Here is a 26,674-nt window from a genome sequence, read left to right on the forward strand (position 1 = left end):
AAAATTAATAGGGAATGAAGCGGTTACAGAGTCAGCAATTTTACTTTGGCCTCTTTTTTCATTTCTTCAAAAAATAAAGTGAATTCTTCTTCGAAATCATCGTAAAAATCTTTTAACTCTTCTACAGCGTATTGCATTTGAGAAATGTTTTTAGATCTTCGATCCATTTGAGTTAGAATTTGATGAATTCCGTCTACAGTACGATAACTCAAAAGCCAGTTTCTGCCAATCATATATGGCATTAAATCTTGAGTTTTCTCTGTTAAAATATCGTAATTATCATGTAGCGAATTGTAGAATCGGCTGATGAAGGTTTCTAGCTTTTCATCAGAATAATTGCTCCAATTTTTAGCTAAAAAATGATCGTAAACAATATCTACAATAACACCGGAATAATGATGATATCGATCGTGAAGACGTTTTGTGCTTTTTCTGAAAATATCGTGAGAATCTGTGTAAGTATCAATAAATCGGTGCAGTTGGATTCCTTTTTGCACATCGATAGGAAAATGTTCAAATTGTTTTCCGCGAATTCCATCTGCCATAAAATTCCCGATTTTGATCAAATCATTTTCTCCAGAGAGGTATATATGAGCTAAGAAATTCATTTTTGTTAAAGTTTCTGAGAGACTTAGTGGCTAAGTTTCTGAGTTATTTAGTAAATGTATAAAAACTTTTTTAAATCGTTTTGTTATAAAAACAACTGCTTGAAAGTGGTTTCTTATAAGTTAAATTTAAAATCTTAGAAACTTAGCACCTTAGTTACTCGGTAACTTTTTTATATTTGTAGAAAAATAACCCTAACTCACAAAAATGACTCTAATAAAATCTATTTCTGGAATTCGAGGAACTATCGGAGGAAAAGTAGGAGATAATCTGACTCCTGTTGATGCGGTGAAATTTGCATCAGCATACGGAACTTTCTTAAAAAATAATGCCAATAAAGATAAATTGAAAGTTGTAATTGGTCGTGATGCCAGAATTTCTGGACCAATGATTCATAACTTGGTTGTAAATACTTTGGTTGGATTAGGAATCGATGTTATCGATCTTGGACTTTCTACAACACCAACTGTTGAAGTTGCCGTGCCTTTGGAACAAGCAGACGGTGGAATTATTTTAACAGCATCTCATAATCCAAAACAATGGAATGCTTTAAAATTATTAAATGAAAAAGGAGAATTTTTAAGCGGTGCAGACGGAACTAAAATTCTTGAAATTGCCGAAGCTGAAGCTTTTGATTTTTCGGATGTGGACAGTTTAGGAAAAGTTACAGTAAACGATGCTTACATGGATATTCATATCGACGAAGTTTTATGTTTGCCCTTAGTTGATGTTCAGGCTGTAAAAGATGCAAAATTTAAAGTGGTTGTTGATGGAGTAAATTCATCTGGAGGAATTATTATTCCAAAATTACTTGAAATAATGGGAGTTGAAGTGGTAAAATTATATTGCGAACCAAACGGACATTTCCCTCACAATCCAGAGCCATTAAAAGAGCATTTAACAGATATTTCTGAATTGGTTGTTAAAGAAAAAGCGCATTTAGGAATTGTAGTTGATCCAGATGTTGACCGTTTAGCTTTCATTAGCGAAGATGGCGAAATGTTTGGTGAAGAATATACTTTGGTAGCTTGCGCAGATTATGTTTTGAGTAAAACTCCAGGAAATACAGTTTCTAACATGTCATCTTCTCGTGCTTTGAGAGATGTAACAAATACACACGGCGGAAGTTATGAAGCAAGTGCAGTAGGCGAGGTGAATGTGGTAGAATTAATGAAAAAAAATAATGCCATTATTGGTGGTGAAGGTAACGGTGGAATTATCTATCCTGAATTGCATTACGGAAGAGACAGTTTGGTTGGAGTTGCTCTATTTTTAACGCATTTAGCGAATAAAAAAATGTCAGTTTCTGCTTTGAGAGCTTCTTATCCAGAATATTACATGAGTAAAAATAAAATTGAATTAACACCGCAAATTGATGTTGATGCAATTTTAACTCAAATGACTGAGAAATATAAAAATGAAGATATTTCGACAATCGACGGTGTAAAAATTGATTTTGCTACAGAATGGGTTCATTTGAGAAAATCGAACACAGAACCAATTATTCGTATTTATACTGAAGCGCCTTCACAAGATGCTGCAGATAAATTAGCACTTAGAATCATTGATGAAATAAAAGTAATTGCAGGAATCTAATAATTTCTGTTTTTAAAATAAAAAAAGCCTCTTTTGAAAATTTCGAAAAAGGCTTTTTCTATTCTTATAAATCTTAATTTTTAATAATCTTAATTGATTTTTTATTATTGCCATAAACAGCATTTACGATATAAACTCCTTTTGCCAATTTTTCTCCAATTTTGATATCTTCATTTGTAGAGAAATCAGAAGATGAAAAACAAACATCACCTTTCATATCGATAATTTTGATTGTTAAAGGTTCGGTTATACTCGATTTGATATGCAAAGTCGATTGATTTTTTACCGGATTTGGATAGATTGTAAAGCTGTCTTTTTCTAAAACATCATCTTTCACGCCAAGATTAGCTAAAGCGACATCAATATAATTAAAATTGAAATCGTTCGATTTGAATTTGATTTTCAAATAAACTTCACCTTTAGGAAGCGTAACTGCGCTAACAACTTTATCAGCGTACGTTTGCCAATCTCCTGTTGCAGGAAAAGTTTCATCTGTTTTTACCACAACATCATTTACAAGAACATCAAATTTTCCATCAAGAACTGGAGAAGCAACTCTAAAAGTTAAGTTATAAGTTCCTGCATCGACCACATTTAGCATAAATTCGTTCCAATCTCCTTCGTTAATATAACAAACATTTTGGCCAGTATTAGAGTCTGTAGTGGCTTGTAAGCCAGTTCCTTTTCTTCTATAATGTTTATTGGCTACAACACGCCCTGGAACAGTCATTTTTTTTGTAGTGTAAGGAACGTTAATATATTCGGTTCCAATTGGTCTTAAAACTCCGCTTGTAGCACTTAGTAATTGTCCTTCTAACATATCTGTCCAAGTCGGATTTACTCTTCCAGAAAACCAAGAATAACGAAAAATATCAGGATCGTTTTCAAAATTGGTTAGAATATCTTTCATAAAAGCTGTTTTGTCCGCAGCACTTTGAATAACTCTATTTGCAAATTCCGTGATCCAAAGTGGTTTATTAAATTTTTTCAGAAGACTGGTAACGCCAATAACAGAACCTGCTGTAGCATCATAAGTATGAAAAGCAATATAATCGACTTTGCAATTTGGGCATAACTGAAAAAACTGTGTATGCCAAACTATTGGATCCGAAATTCCACCATAATTGCTTGGCCCATTATACGCAGGTGATGCACTGATAATTTCCAGATTTTTGGTGGCAGCAATTTTTTCGATATTAGCCCAAGCATTCACAGCTTCTTGCGGTGTTAATCTTGCGCCATCGTTAAAATTTGGTTCATTAAAAGCCAGTAAATATTTTGCGCCAGGTTTTATTTTATTGATGAATGTTTGAACCTCTGCATCGTTGATTTTTCCCCATGCCATAGGAACAAATTCAACTCCGAGAGATGCATAATCTGCATTTAAAGGAGCTTCTGGTTCCGGCGACCAATTGTACCACCAAGAAAGGCCAGGTTTTAAGGCTAAAATATCTGCTTTAGAATGCGCCCCGTAAGCAATACCTCGTTTTGGACTTTGAGCGGAAATCGCAGAAAACAGAAATAAGAGCAAAACTGTAAAAAGTAATTTTTTGATCATGGTTAATGATTTTTTTGGTTTTTTTTAGATAATTAGAGAACATCAAATTTAAATTGTTTCCTATTTTAATCCATTCAAAAAAATCATTACAAAAACACATCAAATCGGGTATGCAAGGCGTAAATTGACGAATTACGCCACATTCAAAAAAAAATCCGAAAAACAATTTTATGTTTTTCGGATTTTTTAGATTGTTATTTTGAAATTATTTTACACGATGTTTCCATCTTTTGTGCGTCCATAAATAAAATTCTGGAACTTCAAGAATCTGTTTTTCTACTTCTTTTAAATACATTTCGGTAATTTCAAAATCTGCAAATTCTTTCGGATTATCTGCAAGCGAAACAAACGTTGCCTCGTAAAATCCTCTTTTTATCTTTTTAACTTTTACCATAATAACGGCTAAGTCGTATTTTTTTGCCAGCATTTCTGCTCCTGTGTGTACAGGAACTTCAACTCCCATAAATTTCATCGAATGAAAAATTCTATCCAATTTAGGAGATTGATCGCTTGCTAAACCATACATTGCTAAAACTCCATTACGCTGGTTTTGAGCCATTGTCGGAATTGCTTTTCTGGTTTCTATCATTTCTGTATTGTATTTTGAACGGATTTTTCGAACCAATTTATCAAAATAAATATTGGCTAGTTTTTTATAAACAGCAACTCCTTGAAACCCAATTTTTGGATTAATAGTTAAAAGCCATTCATAACTAGCATAATGCGAAGCTACAAGAATTACACTTTTTCCTTTTTTCGCATAATCTAGAACCAGATCAATATTGGTAACATGAAATCGTCTTTCCATTTCTGCTGGAGACATACTCATGGTTTTTATCATTTCTAAAAACATATCGCACATATGGCTGTAGAATTTCTTTTCTACGTCTTTTCTTTCAGCATCGTTTAAATGAGGTAAAGCAAGTGCTAAATTTTCGCGAACTACTTTTTTTCTATACCCAATAACTCTGTAAATTAAAAAACAGACAAAATCTGAGAATAAGTAGAATAAAGGAAAAGGTAATATGGAAATAAGCCAAAGTAAAGGATAGGCTAAAATATAAACGAGAAATTGCATGCAGCTTTTTTTTACAAAGATAAATGAAAAATGATTAACGTTTGATAATTTGCTTTCGTACTAACTTTTCTTTAAGAATGATTATATTTACAATTCACAATAAATACTATTTATGAATATCATTTTAGCAGGAATCATAGTTACCAACGCTGTTATTAGTTACAAAGGTTTTAACGATCTTTCTTTTTTTAGAAAGTACGAATTTCACGTAGGAAGTATTCGTTCTGGAGAGCAGATCAGGATGCTTTCTTCGGGTTTTTTGCATGTAGATATGATGCATTTGATATTTAATATGCTAACACTTTATTTCTTTGCTCCAGTAGTTTTATCCTGGCTAGGAACATTTTCTTTTGTTTTAATTTATTTTGGAAGTTTGATATTTGGAAATCTTCTCACCATGATGTTTCATAAAAACGATTATAGTTATCGTGCTGTTGGAGCATCTGGCGCAGTTACGGGAGTTTTGTATTCGGCGATATTATTGCAGCCTAATATGATGCTTGGCGTATTTTTTGTCATTCCGATGCCAGCTTATATTTTTGGAATTGTGTATTTATTATACTCGATTTATGGAATGCGTGCCAAAAATGATAATATTGGACACACAGCGCATTTTGGAGGTGCTATAGGCGGCTATTTAATTACTTTAATAAAAGAACCTTCGTTATTTACAGATAATACTTTAATGGTTATTTTGCTGGCTATTCCGATAATTATACTTTTTGGAATGGCAAAAATGGGAAAAATATAATGCTGGCATAACTTTTGAAAAGCCTTTATTAAATATTAAAATATAACAAAAATGAAAAAACTAGTATTATTTTTAACAATCATGTTTATGACTATGTCTTACGGCCAAGAAACCAAACAAATACCTCTAATCAATGTAAATGGGGAAGGAAAAGTAAAAGTAGCACCTGATCAAGTTTGTATTTCAGCTACGGTTGAAACAAAAGGGAATAATGCTAAAGACGTTAAAAAACAAAACGACGAGAAGATGGATGCTGTTCTAAAATTCATCAAAAAAATGAATATTCCGACAGCAGATTTCAGAACAAAACAAGTTGCTTTAAATCCGCAGTATGATTATGAGAAAAAGAAAACTTCTTATAATGCGACTCAAACTGTAGAAATCGTAGTAAAAGATTTGTCGAAATACGATGAATTAATGGAAGGTTTGGTTCAGCAAGGAATTAATCGTATTGATCGAGTTTCTTTTGAATCTTCTAAATTAGCGCAATACGAATCTGAAGCTAGAAAATTAGCGATGAAAGATGCTAAAGTAAAAGCTGAAGAATATGTTTCTGTTTTAGGACAAAAAGTTGGTAAAGCTTTTACAATTTCTGATAATTCTCAAGTGTATCGTCCACAGCCAATGTATGCTGCAATGAAATCTATGGCAATGGATAATGCTGGAGCATCGAATGAAACTTTAGCAATTGGCGAAATTGAAATTACGGCAAATGTTAGCGTAAGTTTTGTGCTAGACTAAAAGTTTAAAAAATCCAATAGTAAAAATCCAAATTCCAAATTTCTTGGGATTTGGATTTTTTTATTTTTCAAGATGTATTTTTGTTATTGATTTTAAATTTTTTATGGATAATTCAGAGCAATTTTTAAGAAAACATATCGAAAAAGTAGTTTCTTTAACTGATGAGGAAGCTACTTTTATTATATCTCATTTTGCATTAAAAACCTTTAAAAAAGGGCAGTTTATTATTGAAACTGGAAATGATGTTAAAGACGTTTATTTTGTGCTTTCTGGGCTTGTAAAATTAGTTTATGAAGATCAGGATGCAAAAAAACATATTGTTTCTTTTGCGATGGAAGATTGGTGGGAAACTGATTTTCAGGCTTTTTATACTCAAAGTAAAGCATTGTTGTCATTAGAATGTATTGAAGATACAGTTGTTTACAGCCTTTCTTCAGAAAATTTCGAAAAGCTTTGCAATGATTTACAGAAAATGGAACGTTTTTTTCTTCAAAAATCAATCGCTGGACATATTGGTTCGCAAACACGAATTTTGTCATTTCTAACTTCAAATGCGCGTGAACGATATGAACAGTTGCTTCTAAAAAATCCATCTTTATTACAACGCGTTCCTAAAAGTTATTTAGCTTCTTATTTAGGCGTTTCTCGAGAAACTCTAAGCCGTCTTTTTTAAAGTTGTGATATTTGTCACGCCATCAAAATCTGGAGTATTCTGATTTTTGCATCAATGTAATTTTAAAATATAAATGATGGAAAAAAAGGTAATAAATCCATGGAAATGGCAAGATGCAAGAAATTATGTTCAAGCTGTCGATGTGCGTAATGCAACTGGAACTTTATACATTTCTGGACAAACGGCTATTGATGATGATGGTATTTCGAGTACAGCTGATATGAGAACTCATTTGTTGAAAACATTAGAAAATCTGGAAAAAGTAATTTACGATTCTAATTATGAATTGAAAAATATTGTCCGATTGAACATTTATACTACAGATTCGGATTCATTGTTTGAAAACTTTGATGTTTTTCAAAATTGGATTCAAAAGAATGAAATTAAACAATCGAGTACTGTTCTGGAAGTAAAAAGTCTTTTTGAAACCTTAACAATAGAGTTGGAGGCAACTGTAGTGAAATAAAAAAAACTCAAAATTTTAAATTCCAAATCCCAACTTAGGATTTGGAATTTACTTTTTTAGATTTTTTGCAATGGCAAAGTAAATTTAAAAGTACTTCCTTCTCCAGCTTCACTTTCTACCCAAATTTTACCGTTATGTATTTTGATGAATTCGCTGCAAAGCAATAATCCTAATCCGCTTCCGGTTTCGTTTTCAGTTCCTTTTTGCGTTACTTTTTCATTAATTCTAAATAGATTTTCTTTTATAGAATCTGGAACTCCAATTCCGTTATCTGTAATAGAAATTTTTGCTTGATGCTCATTTTGAGAAAGTTTGATTTTAATTTCGCCATTTTTCTCAGTAAACTTAATTGCATTACTTAGTAAATTTCGCAAAATAGTTCCCACCATATTTTTATCGACTTCAGCTTCAATTAAATCTGTTGATTCGAAAACAAGATTTATATTTTTGTTTAAGGCCGCATTTTTGTTTAGTTCGATATTTTCTTTTATCAAGGTATTTAAAGAAACATTTTTTGGACAAAAAGTAATCATTCCCGTTTGTACGCGCGACCATTCTAACAGATTTTCCAAAAGTTTATAAATATTTTTATTGGATTCGTGCTGCATTTCTGAAATTTCTCTGATTTCTTCACGGCTGTAATCTTCAATATTTTCTAGAAAAAGTTCAGACAGCGAAACAGATGATCCTAATGGACCTCTTAAATCATGAGAAATAATGGAGAAAAACTGATTTTTATCGTCTAGAAGTTTCTGAATCTTATGATCTTGTTTTTCTTTCACTAACAACAAAAAACCAACAATTCCGATAAGAGACAGCAGAAATAAACAAATACTATATAAACTGTCTAAAGTTCCGTAAGAAATGACTTTGTCCTCAGGATAGTAATATCTGTAGATAGTTCTTATTAGAATTAAAACTTCAAATCCGCCATAGCAAAGAACATAAAATGTCTTAAAAAAGCTTTTTTTCTTTTCTGTAAAATAAAGTATGGTGGGCATTAAGTAAATAGCAAAAACTCCTATACCTGCAATTACAACACGCGTATTCATCGTAGCTTCTAGAAAAGTACCGATATTAAAAACGATAATGGTAAGAGTGGTAATTGCTATTTGAAGCCTGAAATAACGCTTTGCTTTTGTTTTGATCAGTGCTAACATGGCAATTGATTCAAAACAGCAAGCTGCAAGAATCATCGAGTTGGCAATGTTGATAGAAGTAAAATCGTCGATTATATTTCGCAAAAGCGCTAAAATCCAAGCTATAGTAAGTATTAATTTGCCTAGACCGAATAGTTTTAATATTTTTTTATTATCGCTTGTAGCGTAAGAAAACGAGTAACTAAAAATTAAAATACAAGTAAAAAAATTTCCCCAAAAATAAAGTAGAAAAATGGTTTTGGGGTCTACAGGAAAAAGTTGGAACATTATTGGCTTTTGCTTTTTTTAATCAAGTTCGCAAATATACGAAATAACCCAATAAATGAGAGTATTACACGTATTAAGATAAGATTATGATGTGTTTTGTTTTGTTTAATAAATTTTAAAATTTCAAAAAATTGTTAGTTTTTTGTTGAAATAGCTTTCTGAGTCACTGAGATTGCTTTTGAATCACTTTTTAACTTAACATACAATTTATGTTTAAGTTACCTTGCGATTGTATACTTGCGAGTTAAATTACACGCAATGGCTAGGGCACTACAATTATTTTTTCTTTTTACACTGTATTCATTTGGACAACAAATAAAATTCGAAAATTTTACTACCAATCAAGGATTATCCAATAATTCTGTAGTCGATATAGAAAGTGACAAAGACGGCGGTTTATGGATTGCAACTTGGGACGGACTGAATTATTTTGACGGTTATAATTTTAAGATTTTTAAAAATAATCTCAATCGTCCTAAAACCATTTCCAGCAATTATATTACAAAATTGAAAAAAGACAAATCTGGAAAAATCTGGATTATGACAAAAGAAGGTAATATAAACTGTTACGTTGGTAATGAAGAATTTGAAGAGTTTAAGTTTAAAACAACTCCGAAAAATATATACTTATCTCAAAAGGGAAATATTGTAGTCGAAACAGAAAAAGATTATTATGAATACAGGAACAAATCTTTTGTAGAAACAAGTGCAAATAATGTTAGAAAATCAGATTTCACTAATTTAAAAAATAGCTTGCTTCGAAAAAATCCGCAGCTCAAAATCAACGATGTTTTAAAAGATAAATCTGGTAATATCTGGTTTGCGACTCGTGAAAACGGATTGTACATTATTACAAATGAAAATAAAATTGAACATCTGACAGCCGATTTGTATGCGCCGTATTCTTTTAAAAATAATGAAATAGAAGCACTTCATCTTGACGATTTCGGAAATGTTTGGTTAGGGCAAAAAGACGGCGGTTTGAGTATGGCATTTGCAGGTTCTGAAAAAATAAATGCAATAGTGCCGCATCCTTTAAAAGAACCGAATCTTCCAGATGAAACAATTAGAGCCATTACAAAAGATAAAAACGGAAAAATCTGGCTAGGATATTACACAAGAGGACTTTACAGCTACAACAATAAAAGTCAAAAATTTGAGAAATTTAAAATAGACAAAGCCATTTCACATTCTGATTGGGAACGCGTGAGAAGTTTATTTACTTCTAGCGACGGAAATATTTGGGCAGGAACTTACAAAGGTATTTTAAGAATTTCTGGTAATAGTTACACTAGTTATGAAACAGCAAACAGCGAAGGTGTTTCTATAAACAGATGTTATTCTATAATTGAGGACCAAAATAAGCAATTATGGCTAGGATGCTGGGGCGGTCTGGCTAAGTTTAATTTGGAAACTGGAAAATTTGAAAAATTCAGAGGTCAAGAATTATTGAGTAAATATCATATTAGAAACGTCAAAAAAGACAATCAAAATCTAATACTTTCGACCGAAAATAGTGGTGTAATTATTTTCAATTTGCAGACAACTACTCTAAAAAGAATTAGTACTAAAGATGGAATTTTGGGCAACAGCATTTATTCTGTTTTTGTTGATAATGAATCAGATAATTATTGGATTGCTTCTCTGGGTGGCGTAACTGTTTTTAATAAAAAAAACGGTATTGTTAAAAATATTACGGAAGCAGAAGGATTGCCAAGTCATATGGTTTACGGATTGATTGATACAGGAAATAAAGTTTGGATTAGCACCACAAAAGGAATCGCTTCTATTGATAAAAAACATTATACGGTCACGTCTTATAATCCGGATTACGGTTGGCAGGCGCCAGAATTTTCAGAAGGTGCTTATTATCACGATTCTAGAGGAAATTTGTTTTTTGGAGGTGTTGAAGGTTTAAATTATTTTAATCCAGCAACGATCCATAATATTAGTCCGAAAGCAAAAATAAAACTGAAAATTGATGGCGTTGATAATGCTCAAGCATCGATTGAAAAAAGCTTCAGTGGCAATAAATTACAAATTGAAGTAATTCCGATTCTTTTTCCTCGAAATAACAAAGCAGCTATTTATTACAAATTAGAAGGAAGAGATGAAAAATGGATTCTTTTGCCTGCCAATAATAAAATAGAATATTCGAATTTATCTTCTGGCGAGTATAATTTTTTTATTAAACAAGGAAAAGACAGGAAACCTGAACCTGTTTTTTTCTCTCTTCAAATTGGAAAAGCATTTTACGAATCGATTTTGTTTTACATATTTCTATCAGGTTTTATTCTTCTTATGTGTGTCGTTGTGGTTTACGTTAAAAATAAAGCATCTCTGGCACAGCAAAAATATCTTGAAGAATTGGTTGCGGCAAGAACAGCTGTAATTGAAAATCAGAAAAAAGAAATGGAAGCGGTTAATGAAGAATTGGATGAAAAGAACAAGAAAATTCTAGAACAAAAAGAAAAACTGCTGATTCTTCATAGTAATTTGAAAAAAGAAAATTTTGAAATTGAAAAGTTTAAAACTTTCATGCTTTCGGAGTTTCAAGAACCCATTTCTAAAATCATTAAAATTTCTAGTTCCTTCAAAAAAGATACAGAAACACATCGAGATTTAATTGTGCAATCTGGAAAATTGGTTAAGCTTATTTCAGAATGGAATTATCTCGAACATGTAAAAGATCTTGGACCTGTAAAGAAATCAGCAACAAGTCTGTTTCCTGTTTTTAGAAATAATGTCGAAAAATTGAAGAAAGAGTTGCAGCAGAATGAGGTAAATTTTAATTGTGAAATTGATCATTCAGATTGCTTTGCGTCTGTAGATATTTTGCGTTTAAAATTGGCAATGCAGTACTTTTTTAATGATTTAAGCAAATATTCCGATAAGGACAGTACAGTAAACATTTCGATAACTTACCAATCTGATTGCATCGAAATTAAAGCTATTTCAGATAGTGTTATCTTAAGAGATAATTGGTATAATATCTCACATTATAGTCCTTATTATAAAGCATTGCAAGTTTTGCTGCAAGATTTAGAAGGAGAATTAATTCCGTTTTCTGAAGAAGATTTCCAGATTACGTTGCGTATTCCGATCGAAGTTGTTAATCCTGATATGCATTATAAGGAAACTATTTCATGGAAAAATTTTAATTATCCAGATCAATTTGCTTCAGATAAAAAATGTCTTTTGGTTTTTGGAGATTCCTACAATAATCCCGCTGCAAGTCAGGTTTTAGATAGCGAAAATTTCAATTTGATTTTTGAAAGTTCTGTTTCCAATTTGAATTCTATATTAAAACAAATCGATATTTCGGCATTGATTTTATATCAGACAGAATTCTCCAAAAAGCTCATTGATTTTTTAAAATCAAATAGAGATAATTCGCATATTAGAATACCAATGATATATATATCAGAAGATATCAATTACGAATTGAACGAACAATTATTAGAAATTGGTATCGAAACTCACTTACAGCTTCCAGCCAGCGCATCATTCGTTAGAAAAAAGATAGACAGTTTAATCAATCAAAATATTGAACCGCTTAGAGAGCATAAAATTCAGGAGAAAATATTTGAGATTCTAACAGAAGATAACGAACATGTAACTGCAAATGAAAGGCTTTTACGAAAGGCTTTAGAAATTATAAAAGAACAACTTCAAAATCCTTCTTTTAATGTTGAGATGTTGGGTGAAGAATTGGGCATTTCGAGAGTAAAATGCTATCGCATATTTAAAGAAACTTTAAACCAATCTCCTTCAGATATATTAATGTCACTTCGCTTGCAAAAGGCAGAAGTTTTATTAAAAACAAAACGATTAAACATTTCAGAGATCAGTTTTGAATGCGGTTATAATGATCCAAAATACTTTGGACGCTCGTTTAAGAAGTATTTTGGGAAAACTCCTAAAGAATTCAAAGAATTTAAAGAGCACACGGTTTAAGGTTTCTGTTAGCCCTGTATTTGTAGAAAGTTAGGACAATGTTAATGTGCAATATTCCTCTTTTTTTGAGTTAATTCTATCCTAATTTGAAATAAAAGTCCTCTTTTGAAAAACAAAAATCCTCCCTTTGGAGGAGCTGTTAAAATACTTTTGGCAAAACAAAAAAAGTAATTTAAATGAAAAAAATTTATGCATTTCTAATTCTTGCCTTCGGATGTATGTCATACTCCTATGCGCAGGTTAATGTGTCAGGAGTCGTGGTTTCTGATGTTGAAAAAATACCCGTACCAGGGGTCTCTGTATATGTTAAGGGAGAACCTAAAGGAGCTGTAACTACAGACTTTGACGGAAATTTTCAAATTAAAGCACAGATCAATCAAGGTGTTTTAGTTTTTTCGTACGTGGGTTTTCAAACTAAAGAAGTTCCTTTTTCTGGAAATCAAAAATTAAACGTTTCGCTAGCAGAAGAAGTTAGTACATTAAATGAAGTTGTTGTTGTTGGATACGGTTCTCAAAAAAGATCGGATGTAACAGGAGCAATTGGTTCTGTAAAAAGTGAAAATTTTAATAAAGGAGTTGTTACCAATGCAGGACAATTGATTCAAGGTAAAGTAGCCGGAGTTAACGTTACTGCAGCAAGTGGTGAGCCTGGAGCGAATCAAGACATCATTATTCGTGGAGTTGGAAGTTTACGTTCTGGAACAACACCTCTTTATGTAGTAGATGGTTTTGCTTTGGATAATAGTGGTAATGGTGTGGCTTCAAATCCTTTAAACTTTATCAATCCGCAAGATATTGAAAGTATTGACGTGCTTAAAGATGCATCTGCTTCTGCAATTTACGGTTCTAGAGCTGCAAATGGAGTGGTAGTAATTACAACTAAAAAAGGATCAAAAGGAAGAACTCAAATCAATCTTTCTATGACAACTGGTTTTTCTTCGTTAGCTAATAAAGTTGATGTTTTTAGTGCAGATGAATTTAGAAGAGGAGTTGTTGCGGTAAACGGAACTTTACAAGACGGTGGAGCAAATACAGATTGGCAAGATGAATTGACTAGAACTGGAGTTTCTCAAAACGTTAATTTAACGATGAGCGGAGGAACTGAGAAATCAACTTATTCGGCATCTCTTGGTATGGATAATCAAGAAGGTGTTTTAAGAAATAGTGATTTAAAACGTTATTCTGGACGTGTAAATTTAAGCCAAAAAGCATTAGATGATAAGTTTAACATTACTTTCAGTTTGACGGGAACTAAACTAGAAAACTCTAGACCAGATGCAAGAGGAGTTGTTGGAAATATGCTAACAATGAACCCAACAGATGCTGTTTATGTAAACGGTCAGCCGAACACTAATTTAAGTAATGATGTTTTAAATCCGTTGATTAGCGAAAGAATCTATTCTGATTTTACAAACAACAACCGTATTTTGGCAAACATTTCGCCATCTTACGAATTTATTAAAGGTTTAACGTATAAATTTAACCTTGGAGTTGATTATTCAATGTCAGAAAGAGATATTCAAGTTTTGCCTTATTCATCAGAAACGAATACAACTTTAGGTTCTTTAAATAATATTGTTTCTACAAATAATAATACTTTATACGAGAATACTTTAACGTATAATTTCAATATTAAAAATCACAGTTTTACGGTATTAGCAGGTCAATCTTATCAAAAAATTCAATTGAATCAAAAAAGCTACAATTTATCTGGATTCCCTGATAATGGTGTAGAACCAAAAAATCAGATTGAAACAGCAAGTGAGCGTACAACACAATCTTCATCGGCAATCGAAAACGAATTGCAGTCTTTCTTCGGAAGATTAAACTATGGATATGATAACAAATATCTTGTAACAGCAACAATGCGTGCTGACGGTTCTTCTAAATTTGGTAAAAACAATAGATACGGATATTTCCCATCTGTAGCTTTAGGTTGGAATATTACAAAAGAAGATTTTTTACAAGATTCTGAAACGGTAAATAATCTTAAATTAAGAGCAAGCTGGGGAAAAACAGGTTCTCAAGAGATTCCTTCAAAAATTACAAAAGCAAGTTATACAGAAAGTAATACAGGAAACGATACGTATCCGTTAGACCCTTCTGCTACAGATTTGAGCGGATATCCTTATGGTTCAATCTACACGCGTTTGGCTAACCCGAATATTCAATGGGAAGTTTCTACGCAAGCAAACATTGGTTTAGATTTTAGTTTATTCAACAATAGAATTTCTGGTACGCTAGATTATTTTAATAAAGTTTCAGACAATATTTTATTAGAAGTTGCACCTACAGATCCTATTCAGCCAACATCAAAATATTGGACAAACATTCCAAACATGGAAATTAAAAACAATGGTATTGAGGTTGCTTTAGATTACAGCAGTGATAAAAGCAAAGATTTCTCATACAGCATTGGTGGAAACATTTCTTTCACAAACAATAAAGTAGAAAATTCACCTTATAAAATCTTAACTACTGGTGGTGCACAAGGTGGTGGACAATCTGGAGCAACTATTAACGGTGTTCTTAACGGACAGCCAATTGGTTCTTTCTACATGCTTAACTTTACAGGAATCGGTGCTAATGGTTTAAATCAATTTGCTGATACAAACGGAGACGGACAAATTTTGGATGATGACCGTATTGTGGCAGGAAGCGCTTTACCAGATTATATCTATGCTTTTTACTTGAATTTAAGATATAAGAATTTTGATTTCGGAGCAAATTTCAACGGTGCTGGAGGAAACAAAATCTACAACCACGTGGCAATGTCTTCATTCAACAGAGGAAGTTTAGCAAATTCTTTCAATACAACAGATAGAGCTGTTCAATATTTGAACGAAGCTTCTACAAACTCTAACACAGTTTCTACAAGATATTTAGAAGATGGAAGTTTCTTAAGATTAAACAATGCTACTCTAGGATATAATTTAAACCCAAAATTAATTGGACTTACAGATGTAATGGATAACATTCGTCTTTCAATTACTGGACAAAACTTATTTGTAATTACAAAATACAGCGGTTACGATCCTGAGATTAACACTGGAACTTCAGTTGGCGATATTCAGTCTTTTGGAATTGACTATTTCAGTTACCCAAGAAGCAGAACGATTGTATTTGGCTTAAATGTAGCATTCTAATAAAAAAACAAAAAATGAAAAATAAAGTAATTATAGCTGCTCTTGGATTAGGTCTATTCTTGAACTGGAGCTGTACAGACTTAGAAGAAAAAGTACTGGACGAGTCCTTAAACGGAGGCGGACAAGCAGACGCGATCAGCGGAGCAATTGCTCCTGCGTATGGACAATTAAAATCAACTTGGATACATACAAATAATTTTGGTTTACAATTAATTGCAAGTGACGAAGGTATTTTACCTTACCGTGGAGGAACAGATTGGTATGATGGAGGTAAATATTTAGCAGTACACGCGCACACCACTACACCAACGAATGATTTGGTTACAAGTACTTGGAACGAATTAACTAAAAATATCTCAAGAACATTATCTGCTATCGAGGTTTTAACGCCACTTGCAGAAGATGGAAATACAGAAGCAAAAGGAGCACTTTACGAAATGAAAGCGCTTAGAGCTTACTTGAATATGATGACATTAGATAGTTGGGGACTTGTATTCAAAAAAGAATCATCGGCTGCAACTTCTGAAATCCTTAGAGGTCAAGACGCTGTTACTTACATAGAAGAGGAACTTTTATCTGTTGCTGATGTAATTAATAAAGATAAAGGACCAGGAAGAATGACACAATCTGCTGTTTGGGGACTTCTAGCAAGATTAAACCTAAATGCGGCTGTATACCGTGATCCTTACGGAACGCCTTCATTTACGCCAGCAGATATGGATAAAGTAATTAAATACACAGATAATATTATTAACTCTGGAAAATTTACTTTGTCACCAGAATATTTTGACTTATTTGATGATGACAATAATTCTAACAAAGAAGTAATTTTTGCTTTAGATCAGCGTGGAGTTTTAAAAGACGAAAACAACCGTTGGGCATATTGGTCAATTCCTGGATCAATGTTTCCAAGACCTGAATCTATTAACGCAGATGGAACAGATGGTCCTGCGATTACTTCAGATTTTTATCAAACTTGGGTTGATGCTTACGGTTCTGTAGATCCTGCAAATGCCGATTCAAGATTTTATAAAAACAATGCAAAAGTACCAGATAACTTGAAAGATCTTACAGGTTTTTCTCCATTAAACGACGAGAATCACTACTACTGTGTAAAAGCAGAAGAGTTTGAAATTGATAGAGGAATTATGAGAGGTATTCCATGGGCTGCAAGAAAAGATGCAAATGGAGCATTTTATAAATGTGATACAGGATATAGAATTTATCCAGTAAAACAAATCAAAGGAAATGGTCCTGATAAAAATGTTGGTTACGTTAACTTGACACTTAAAGTTGATTTTACAAAAGAAGGAAGTATGCACTATTCTGGTTATAGAGTTTCTAAATACCAATTTAGCCACACTTCTCCTGACGGAAATTACTACAGTAGCGTAGATATGGTTTTGTTGAGATATGCTGAAATTTTCATGATGCGTGCTGAAGCTAAATTAAGAAAAGGAGATACAGCTGGTGCATTGGCAGACATGAACACGGTTAGAACTTCTAGAACAGCTCGTGCTCCAATTCCGGCGGCGCTTCCAGCAATCAATTTAAATATTTTGTATAGAGAATATGGTTTTGAGTTTTACTGGGAAGGTTTAAGAAGAAATACTCAAATTCGTTTTAGCCATTTCGAAGATAAATGGACTGAAAAATCAGATACTGATGTAAATAAAAGATTGTTTCCAATTCCTCAAGTTGCAATTGACGGAGCATCTAATACACCAGGATATTTAGTTCAGAATAAAGGATATTAGTAAGTTGTTTTATTGTGTTAGTTTGAAAACTGCTATTGCTTAAGCAGTTTTCTTATGCTTAGTTGTTAAAAACAGGGAGGTTTTAGAACATTTAAAATCCCCTGTTTTTTAATTTTTTTCTCCAAAAATTCACGTTCGTCTAATAAGTATTTCGTTTTCAAATCTGATTTGCCGTTCAGAATAAACGAATTATTTCTTTAGATCATTCACCTTTTTTGCCTCAAACCTACCTTTTTTTTTACCCAAATAGTCATTAATTTTTTCAAAATGAAAACATCAGTTTTGTTCATTAGTCTTTTCCTGTCCTTAATTGGCGCAGTAAATCGATTATTTTCTCAAGAACAGGTTAAAATACATTCTCATAACGATTACAATCAAACTATTCCTTTTTGGAATGCTTATGCAAATGGTGCGAATTCTATTGAAGCAGACATTTTTCTAAAAGATAATAATTTATACGTTTCTCATGATCCGCAAGGTATTTTAGCTTCAAGAACTCTAGAAGATTTGTATTTAAAGCCTTTAGAAACGGCTTTAAAAATGAACTTCAAAAAAGAACACCAATTATTTTTATTGATTGATATTAAAACCGAAGCAGTTTCAACGCTCACTAAATTAGTTTCTGTTTTAAATAAATACGAATCCATTACAAAAAACAAGAACATTAAAATTATTGTATCAGGAAATAGACCTGATCCCGAAACTTATGTGAAATATCCAGATTTTATTTTCTTTGATTTTCAAGAATTAGGTAAATCAATCTCAAAAGAAAATTGGTCAAAAGTTGCCATGGTAAGTGCAGATTTTAAAAAATATTCTGTTTGGAATGGTTTAGGAAGATTAACGCATGAAGATTATAATAAAGTTAGCGCTGTTATTTCTAAAGCAAAAGAAACGAATAAACCGTTTCGTTTTTGGGCTGCTCCAGATACAAAAAGCGCGTGGAAAGCCTTTTTAGAATTAGGAGTAGATATTATCAATACAGATTCACCTTATAACTGTGTTCAATATATTCAAGCTTTACCAAAAAGATTAATAACGGCGAATAATTCTTCTAAAGTCTATAAACCGACTTATAAGACAGATCAGAAAGAAGCTCCTGTAAAAAATGTTATTCTTTTAATTGGAGATGGAAATGGTTTGTCGCAAATATCTTCTGCTGTTTTGGCTAATAACGGAGCTTTATCTGTAACACAATTAAAAAGCATTGGTTTTATAAAAACACAATCTGCAGATGATTTTACAACAGATTCTGCGGCTGCAGGAACGGCTTTGGCAACAGGTCAGAAAACAAATAATAGAGCAATCGGAACAGATAGTTTAAGAAAACCGATTGCGAATATTATGGAGGTTTTGCAAAAAAGAAAATATGCAACTGGTGTAATTACAACAGATGAAATCACTGGCGCAACTCCGGCGGCTTTTTACGCACACACAGAAGAAAGATCAAGTACTGAAATAATTGCTAATGATTTGTTGAAGAGCAAATTAAACCTATTTGTTGGAGGCGGAGCGAATACTTTTAAAAATACAGCATTAAGTTCTAAATTCAAATTATTGAGCTCAATTAAAGAACTAGAAAAAGCAAACAGCGATACAGTTGGCGTTTTTATTTCTGATGGAAGAGTTCCGTCGGTTTTAGAAGGAAGAGGAGAATTATTAGCCGATGCAACAAAATACAGTTTAGAGTTTTTAAACAAAAAGAAAAAGCCTTTTTTCTTAATGGTAGAAGGCGCACAAATTGATAGTTTCGGACACGTTAATAACGTTGGCGGAATCGTTTCTGAAACAATAGATTTTGATACAGCAATTACGCAAGCTTTACAATTTGCAGATAAAAACGAAGGAACATTGGTAATTGTAACCGCAGACCATGAAACTTCTGGATTTGCAATTCCGCAGGGAAATGTGAAAAAACGTAAAATCGAAGGTGATTTTATAACAAATGACCACACAGCGACAATGGTTCCTATTTTTTCTTACGGACCACATTCGCAAGATTTTCAAGGTGTTTACGAGAATAATGAAGTGTTTGCAAAAATACTTTCATTGCTGAAATAAATCAAATTTAAAAACAGCCCCCATCTGTTTATGAAGCCCGTTATTTACTTAGGTAATGACGGGCTTCTAATTTAAAATAATATCCATTTTCAAGAAGCCCCAACGGGGCGGAATATTTATAGAAATTCTATGATCAAGCACAAAAGAGCTCTAGCGGAGCGAAATATGGAGTTTAACAAAGTGTGTATTTCGCTCCGCTGGAGCTTTATATTGAGCAAATATTATTCTACACTATAAATATTTAGCTTCTCCGAAGCTTTTATTTCTCTTCGAGATTTCTTATTTTTAGTAGTTTAATTACTAAAATAGATAAAACCATGATTTTAGGTCTTAAGCGTTTGCTGTCTTCTTTATTGCTGTTGCTGATTTTAATCTTAAATTCAAATACAGCAGAAGCCCAATTATTAGGCTCGGCAAAAACTACCGCAGAAGAACCTGCCAAAACTCCAGAAGATTCTCTTGGCAGAAGAACGCCTCAAGGAACAGTCAACGGATTTATTAAGGCAATTGGCGATCAAAACTATTTGCGTGCAAGTCAGTATTTGGTTTTAAGTAAACGTTCGTACCGTAAAACAGCAGAAAGAATCAGAATCGTAAAAACGTTTCAGCAGTTATTAGATCAAGGAGGAAATCTATCTCCATCTTCAATTATTAGCAATAAAGAAACGGGCCGAACAGATGATGATTTAGCGACTGGAGTTGACCATGTTGGAAATATTTCTACCAATAAAACTGCGATACACCTTTATGTGGAAAATCAGTCAGATGACAGTCAGCCAGCTTTATGGCTTTTTTCTGCAGAAACAGTCGAGTCTATTATGGATGCTGATTTAAAAGGAGAAAAAACTTTTTTAGACAGGGTTTTGCCTAATGTTTTAATACAAAAAAAATTAGGAAATGTTCCAATCGGACATTGGCTGGTCGTAGTTATTATGACCGTTGCATCTTATTTGCTTTCAAGATTGCTAATTTTTGTACTTGTTTTTCTTCTTCAAAAAATATGGAAGAAAGCGGCAACCGAAAAAGGAGAAGCAGTAATAGAAGCATTTTCATTGCCTGTTCAAATGTATATGACGGTTCTTTTATTTGTTGCATTTACCCAGCGAATGGGAATTTCAATCGTAGTTCGCCAGCGTTTTAGCATTATCATTATTACTATTAGTATTGTCGCATTTTTAATTCTGCTTTGGAGATTGACCGATTTTGTAACTATGTTTACGCGCAGCAGAATGAACAGACGTGGACGTATTTCGGCGGTTTCTGCAATATTGTTTTTGAGTCGTACCACAAAAGTCGCCATCGTTTTTATTGGAATTATTGCCATACTCGGAATCATTGGAGTAGATGTTACGGCTGGACTTGCAGCACTTGGAATCGGAGGTATCGCATTAGCATTGGGAGCACAAAAAACAATAGAAAACTTTGTTGGAAGTGTAAGTCTTATTGCAGACCAGCCATTGCGAGTGGGAGATTATTGCCGAGTTGATGACATAAAAGGAACAGTAGAATCTATCGGAATGCGTTCTACAATGCTTCGTACTTCTGCACGAACCATTGTAACAATTCCAAATGGTCAATTGTCTGCCAGTAAAATAGAAAATTTTGCGCATCGTGATCGTTTTATCTTTAATCCGATTTTTAATTTTAGAATGGAAACTACTCCAGATCAAATGCGTTATTTGTTGGTAGAACTTCGATCTTTATTGTATGCGCATCCTTCTGTGCTAAATTTAAATCCGATAGTGCGTTTTACGGGAATTACAAATGATGCTTTAAAGGTCGAAATTACAGCTTATATCGAATCTTCTACTTTTGAAATTTCGCAAGAAGTTCAAGAAGATCTTCTTTTAAGAATGATGGACATTATAGAAAAAAGCGGAACATCTTTAGCCTATCCATCTCAGACACTTTATGTAGCAAGAAATATTTCTCCGTCAAGCGAAAAAACGGCTGAGGTTTCAGAAACAGTTAAAAAATGGAAAGAAAACAATGAATTACAAGTTCCTAAATTTGATCCTAAACGAGTAGAAGAATTAAAGAACAGTATCAAATATCCAGATGATGGAAGTTTTAATCCTGATGAAAATAATGCTATAGTTTAATATTATCCTGTTGAGTGAAATTAAGAAATACAATTTAACACATAGAAACATAGAATTTATTGTCAAAAAAAGAGATCAAAAGAAACAAGTTTCCACACATAGCTTACTATGTGCATTTAAATTAGTGAAACGCCTTTTTTTAAGCTTCAAAAAAACTATGTCTCTATGTGTTTAAAATGATTGCGCCCAATCGATTAATATTAATTTTATGGAATAAAATTAAACTGCCATTGCCGCTTCGAGCATTAAATAATGCATATCTGTGTTTTTTACGAAAGGTTTTAAAAGTTCGCTTCCAGGACCAAAAGCAGCCAATTCTACATAATCTCCAGAATGATCCATGCTGATCCATCCGACATTATTATGCTTTTTCTGTATTTCAGAATAGGCTTTAAAAGGCAGTTTTTTATAATTGTATAAACCGTCTTCCAATTTTTCTAAACCAGAATAAAAATCTAGTAAATGCTGCGCTTCTTGATCGCTCAAACTTATTTTGTTGGTTTTAAAAATCCAATCTTTAATTTGCTGTAGATTAAAATCGCTATGAATCGAATTCAGAATATATTCATTTGTGTATTTATAATCAGCAATGCTATTAAATTTTTGTGTCGCTTCTGCACCGTAAATCAGTCCCGGATTTGCATTTCCGTGATCTGTTGTAATAATAACAAGCGTTTCTTTATCATTTTCAGCAAAATCAATAGCCGTTTTTACCGCTTCGTCAAATGCCAATTGATCGTGAATTAAAGCCGCAATATCATTTGCATGCGCAGCCCAATCCACTTTTCCACCTTCAATTAAAAGAACAAAACCATCTTTATGATCTTTCATCTGATTAATTGCGGCTTTGCTCATTTCGGCAAGAGTTGGAGTATGCTGTAATTCTGCAATATTAGCTCTGTCAATAGAATACGGCAAAGCTCCAGTCGAAAATACACCAAGAGTTTTAGTATCTTTCTTTAAGTTTTCAAGTCCAGATTTATCTTTTAAAATTTGATACCCTTTTTCTTCATAGATTTTATAAACATCTTTTTTATCTTTTCTTTTTTCTGGATTGAAAAATTCATCTCCGCCGCCCATCAAAACGTCTAATCCTAATTGTGCATAGGTTTCTGCAATTTCGTTTTCTGCATTTCTACTATCCGAGTTTACGCAAAATCCCGCGGGAGTTGCATGCGTGATCGTTACGGTTGTAACGCAGCCCGCTTTTTTACCTGCATTTTTAAATTTCTGCCAAATCGGAAGGTATTTTTCTCCGTTTGGACCAACATTTAAAACACCATTTTTAACACGATATCCGCCTCCAAAAGATGAACTGGCAGCCGCCGAATCGGTAACTGCCGAACTTGCCGAAGCCGTATCCATAAGCGCTCTGGAAACTTTATTTTGAGCATACAGATCCATCCAATTGCCATTTTTGTTCAATATATTTTGCGAGTATAAGTTGGCCATTTGCAAAGTTCCGGTACTCATCCCGTCGCTAATAAGAAATATGATATTTTTGGCTTTTTTGCTTTTTTTTGAAATGGATTCCAAATCATTAGAAAAAATGACTGTAGGGCTCATTACTGCCAGTCCGCTTAATAAAGTTGAGCCTTTAAGAAATCTACGTCTATTCATTTTTAGGGAATTTAAATTTCAAGCAATTTAATTCAAAAAATCCATTTAATGAAACATTGTTGCGTTAATAAAACATCATTTTTTGTAAACAGAACGTTTTTAAATTTTTATTTAAGTTCAATTCTCTGTAAATGAAATAAAAGTTTAATTTTACTTTTTATAATATCCTTATAGTTTGTCGAACCAAATATAATTCCTTCCTAATTATAAAGACAAGCTGTTGGTTCAGAAGGCTATTTTCATAACTTATACTATTTACCAAACCTCATTACTTCATGTATCAATTTATAAAATATATTGTACTGTTTTTTGCAGTATCATTAAGTTTAGTTTCTTGCAAACAAAAACAGGGAGACAAAATTAAAGTTGGTTTTTCGCAAGCAATGACCACCGACGATTGGCGAAAACAAATGAACAATTCCATAAAAATTGAAGCTTCTTTAAGGCCAGAAGTCGATTTAACGATTAAAGACGCCAACAATAATGTTAATAGACAAATAGAAGATATAGAACGATTTATTTCTAACAAAGTTGATGTTATTATTGTTTCTCCCATTCAATCTAAACCATTAACGGCAGTTGTCGAAAAATCGATAAAAGCAGGAATTCCCGTTTTAGTTGTTGACAGAAAAATTGAGGGTGAAAATTACACCGCATACCTCGGCGCAGATAATATTGAAATTGGACGAATTGGAGCGCGTTATATTATTTCGCATAGCAAAGGTTCTGGTAAAATTATAGAAATTACTGGCGCTGCTGGATCTTCGCCTGCTTACGAAAGAACACTTGGTTTTAATCAAGTTATTAATGAAAATAAGCGATTTACTATTGTCAAAACCATTCAAGGCGATTGGGAAAAAGAATCTGTAAAAGCGCCTTTGAAAGCAGTGCTTCAGCAAAATCCTGATATCGAATATGTTTTTGCGCACAATGATAGAATGGCTTTAAGCGCTTGGGAAACAGCCAAAACTTTAGGACTTGAAAATAAAATTAAATTTATTGGTGTTGATGCTTTAAATAGTGTAAATGGCGGAATCGAATTGGTAAAAAGCGGTGTTTTGGATGGTACGATTTTGTATCCGACAGGAGGAAATGAAGCATTAAAATTAGCATTGAAAATTTACAATAAAGAATCTGTTTCTAAAAATAACATTCTGAATACCATTGTTATAGATAATAATAATGCTGAAATTATCGAAAACCAAATGGATAAAGTCGATCAGCAGCAATTGGTAATTGAATCGCAGCAAGGCGCTATAAAAGTGCAAGAAAAAGAATATGCTTCTCAGAATAACTTAGTTCGTTTGCTGAGTTTCTTTTTGGTAATTATTTTAAGTTTAACGATTTACAGTATTTATTCTACGATTTCGATTTCTCGAAAGAAAAAACAATTAGAAAGAATTAATCAAACGGTTATTGATCAAAACAGCGAAATTCAAGAAATGGCAGCAATTGCATCCAAAAGCAATGAAGCAAAGCTGAGTTTTTTTACGGGACTTTCGCATGAATTTAAAACGCCTATAACTTTGATTATGAGTTATGTGGAATCTCTAATTGAAAATGATAAAATAAAAGGAACTGCTCTGATTGATGAGGTTAAACTAATTCATAAAAACTCGAATCGTTTATTGAGACTTATAAATCAATTATTAGATTTTAGAAAAATTGAAGAGCAGAAATTTACTTTAAGAGCTTCAAATGTAAAGATATACGATTTCACGAATGAAGTTATGGCTAATTTTAAAGGAGAAGCAATCCGAAGAAATATCGATTTTCAATTAGTTGGCAAAAATAAAAATCTGGAACTTTTTATAGACAGCGGATTAATGGATAAAGTGTATTTCAATCTGTTATCCAACGCTTTTAAATTTACGCCAGACAATGGTAAAATTACCATTTCGATTGTTGAATCTCCAGACAATTCGGTTAAAATTCACTTTAAAGATTCTGGAATCGGAATTCCTGAAAATGAACAATCTAATGTTTTTAATCCGTTTTTTAGAGCTTCAAACAATAATAAAAACAGTTCTGGAATTGGTTTGCATTTATCGAAAGAATTTGTGCTTTTGCATAAAGGTAATATCGAATTAAAATCGAAACAAGGAAGCGAATTTGTGATTACTTTATGGAAAGGAAAAGAACATCTTAAGCCTGAAGAAATTATTCAAAAAGTTGAAAATCAAAATAATATTCCGAGTTTAATAACCGATAATTTAGATCTGGAATCTGAATTGAAAGACTTAAATGCAATTTCAGATTCAGAAAAACATTCGCTTTTAATTATAGAAGACAATATTGATTTAGTCACATTTTTAAAAGCAAAATTATCTAACGAATACATTGTCAATATTTCAGATGGAAGTGATGCCGTAGAAAAAGCATTAGAAATTATTCCGGATATTATTATTTGCGACATCAATCTCGTAGATAAAGACGGTTACGAAATTACCAAAGAACTTAAAAAAGACCTTCGTTCTTCGCACATTCCGATTATTATTTTAACAGCTCAAAGCAATAAAGAATCTGTTTTGAAGGGATTGCAAAGTGGTGTAGATCAATATTTAACAAAACCTTTCAGTCTTTCGATTTTAAAACAATCTATTTTAAGTTTATTATTTAATCGCGAAAAACTACGTTATTATTACACCAACAATATTTATCGCGTAGAACCAGAATCTAAATTCGGAAATCAAGAACAGACTTTTATTACCAAGATGAATAGCGTTATTATGAATAATGTCGAAAATCCGAAGTTTTCTGTTGAAGAATTAGCAGAGAAATTAGGGGTTTCTAGAGTACAATTATACAGAAAAGTTAAAGCCATTATCGGAATTAATATCAGCGATCATATTAATAACGTCAAATTAGAAAAAGCAGCAGAACTTTTAAAGTCAAATGAAATGAATATTTCAGAGATTGCGTACTCGCTTGGGTTCTCAACTCCAAACTATTTTTCGACAGCTTTTAAGAATAAATTCGGAGTTTCTCCAAAAGAATACAAAGCATCGCTTTAGAGACTTTTAAAACGGCTTCTTTTTAGGTAACATTTTTGAAACTTATGTAACAAAATTGAAACTACAAGGTTTTCGTAAATATTTTTAATGTTATGTAAAACCTTGTAAACAAAGGTTTTGA

General features: G+C 32.5%; 16 protein-coding genes. 11 read left to right on the top strand and 5 right to left on the bottom strand.

Features of this window, described 5'->3' with window-relative positions; genetic code table 11:
- Positions 1–23: 23 nt before the first annotated feature.
- On the bottom strand, positions 24–608 hold the full coding sequence (locus P0R33_RS20700) for an acyl carrier protein phosphodiesterase (RefSeq protein WP_276173055.1): 585 nt from the start codon (positions 606–608) through the stop codon (positions 24–26).
- 205 nt (positions 609–813) lie between these two features.
- Between P0R33_RS20700 and glmM the strand changes: the two genes are divergently transcribed.
- Positions 814–2,202 (top strand): phosphoglucosamine mutase, encoded by a 1,389-nt coding sequence (gene glmM / locus P0R33_RS20705; RefSeq protein ID WP_276173056.1) that lies wholly within the window; start codon positions 814–816, stop codon positions 2,200–2,202.
- Between the two features lie 73 nt (positions 2,203–2,275).
- On the opposite strand, the gene P0R33_RS20710 is transcribed toward glmM, so the two are convergent.
- Positions 2,276–3,760: a glycosyl hydrolase gene (locus P0R33_RS20710; protein WP_276173057.1), complete on the bottom strand. Its 1,485-nt coding sequence runs from the start codon at positions 3,758–3,760 to the stop codon at positions 2,276–2,278.
- A 205-nt stretch (positions 3,761–3,965) separates the two neighbouring features.
- Positions 3,966–4,838: a lysophospholipid acyltransferase family protein gene (locus tag P0R33_RS20715; protein WP_276173058.1), complete on the bottom strand. Its 873-nt coding sequence runs from the start codon at positions 4,836–4,838 to the stop codon at positions 3,966–3,968.
- Between the two features lie 112 nt (positions 4,839–4,950).
- On the opposite strand from P0R33_RS20715, the gene P0R33_RS20720 reads away from it, so the two are divergent.
- The 4 genes from P0R33_RS20720 (at position 4,951) to P0R33_RS20735 (ending at position 7,469) form a co-directional block, all read left to right on the top strand.
- Positions 4,951–5,589: a rhomboid family intramembrane serine protease gene (locus P0R33_RS20720; protein WP_276173059.1), complete on the top strand. Its 639-nt coding sequence runs from the start codon at positions 4,951–4,953 to the stop codon at positions 5,587–5,589.
- Between the two features lie 51 nt (positions 5,590–5,640).
- Positions 5,641–6,330, top strand: coding sequence for an SIMPL domain-containing protein (locus P0R33_RS20725; protein ID WP_276173060.1), 690 nt, complete (start codon positions 5,641–5,643; stop codon positions 6,328–6,330).
- Between the two features lie 103 nt (positions 6,331–6,433).
- A complete protein-coding gene (locus P0R33_RS20730; protein WP_276173061.1) occupies positions 6,434–7,003 on the top strand; it encodes a Crp/Fnr family transcriptional regulator in 570 nt (189 codons plus the stop codon).
- Between the two features lie 76 nt (positions 7,004–7,079).
- Positions 7,080–7,469 (top strand): RidA family protein, encoded by a 390-nt coding sequence (locus tag P0R33_RS20735; RefSeq protein WP_276173062.1) that lies wholly within the window; start codon positions 7,080–7,082, stop codon positions 7,467–7,469.
- A gap of 56 nt (positions 7,470–7,525) precedes the next feature.
- Here the strand turns inward: P0R33_RS20735 and P0R33_RS20740 are convergent, their stop codons facing one another.
- The gene (locus P0R33_RS20740; protein ID WP_276173063.1) at positions 7,526–8,713 is read right to left on the bottom strand and encodes a HAMP domain-containing sensor histidine kinase; all 1,188 of its coding nucleotides are present in this window, start codon (positions 8,711–8,713) and stop codon (positions 7,526–7,528) included.
- A gap of 441 nt (positions 8,714–9,154) precedes the next feature.
- On the opposite strand from P0R33_RS20740, the gene P0R33_RS20745 reads away from it, so the two are divergent.
- The 5 genes from P0R33_RS20745 to P0R33_RS20765 all read left to right on the top strand — a co-directional run bounded on the left by P0R33_RS20745 (position 9,155) and on the right by P0R33_RS20765 (position 21,919).
- Positions 9,155–12,853 carry a two-component regulator propeller domain-containing protein gene (locus tag P0R33_RS20745; RefSeq protein ID WP_276173064.1) on the top strand — a complete coding sequence of 1,233 codons (3,699 nt, stop codon included), beginning with the start codon at positions 9,155–9,157 and terminating at the stop codon, positions 12,851–12,853.
- A gap of 176 nt (positions 12,854–13,029) precedes the next feature.
- Complete coding sequence (locus tag P0R33_RS20750; protein WP_276173065.1) at positions 13,030–15,999, top strand: TonB-dependent receptor; 2,970 nt, start codon at positions 13,030–13,032, stop codon at positions 15,997–15,999.
- Between the two features lie 14 nt (positions 16,000–16,013).
- Positions 16,014–17,756: a RagB/SusD family nutrient uptake outer membrane protein gene (locus P0R33_RS20755; protein WP_276173066.1), complete on the top strand. Its 1,743-nt coding sequence runs from the start codon at positions 16,014–16,016 to the stop codon at positions 17,754–17,756.
- A gap of 267 nt (positions 17,757–18,023) precedes the next feature.
- Positions 18,024–19,817, top strand: a complete 1,794-nt coding sequence (locus P0R33_RS20760) for an alkaline phosphatase (protein WP_276173067.1) — start codon at positions 18,024–18,026, stop codon at positions 19,815–19,817.
- A gap of 317 nt (positions 19,818–20,134) precedes the next feature.
- Entirely contained in the window at positions 20,135–21,919 is a 1,785-nt protein-coding gene (locus P0R33_RS20765; RefSeq protein ID WP_276173068.1) for a mechanosensitive ion channel family protein, read from the top strand.
- Between the two features lie 219 nt (positions 21,920–22,138).
- Here P0R33_RS20765 and P0R33_RS20770 read toward each other — a convergent pair whose 3' ends face one another.
- Positions 22,139–23,539 (bottom strand): alkaline phosphatase, encoded by a 1,401-nt coding sequence (locus P0R33_RS20770; RefSeq protein ID WP_276173069.1) that lies wholly within the window; start codon positions 23,537–23,539, stop codon positions 22,139–22,141.
- Between the two features lie 275 nt (positions 23,540–23,814).
- Between P0R33_RS20770 and P0R33_RS20775 the strand changes: the two genes are divergently transcribed.
- The gene (locus tag P0R33_RS20775; RefSeq protein WP_276173070.1) at positions 23,815–26,553 is read left to right on the top strand and encodes a substrate-binding domain-containing protein; all 2,739 of its coding nucleotides are present in this window, start codon (positions 23,815–23,817) and stop codon (positions 26,551–26,553) included.
- The last annotated feature ends 121 nt before the right edge of the window (positions 26,554–26,674 follow it).

This window comes from Flavobacterium sp. YJ01, assembly GCF_029320955.1.
Lineage (GTDB): Bacteria > Bacteroidota > Bacteroidia > Flavobacteriales > Flavobacteriaceae > Flavobacterium.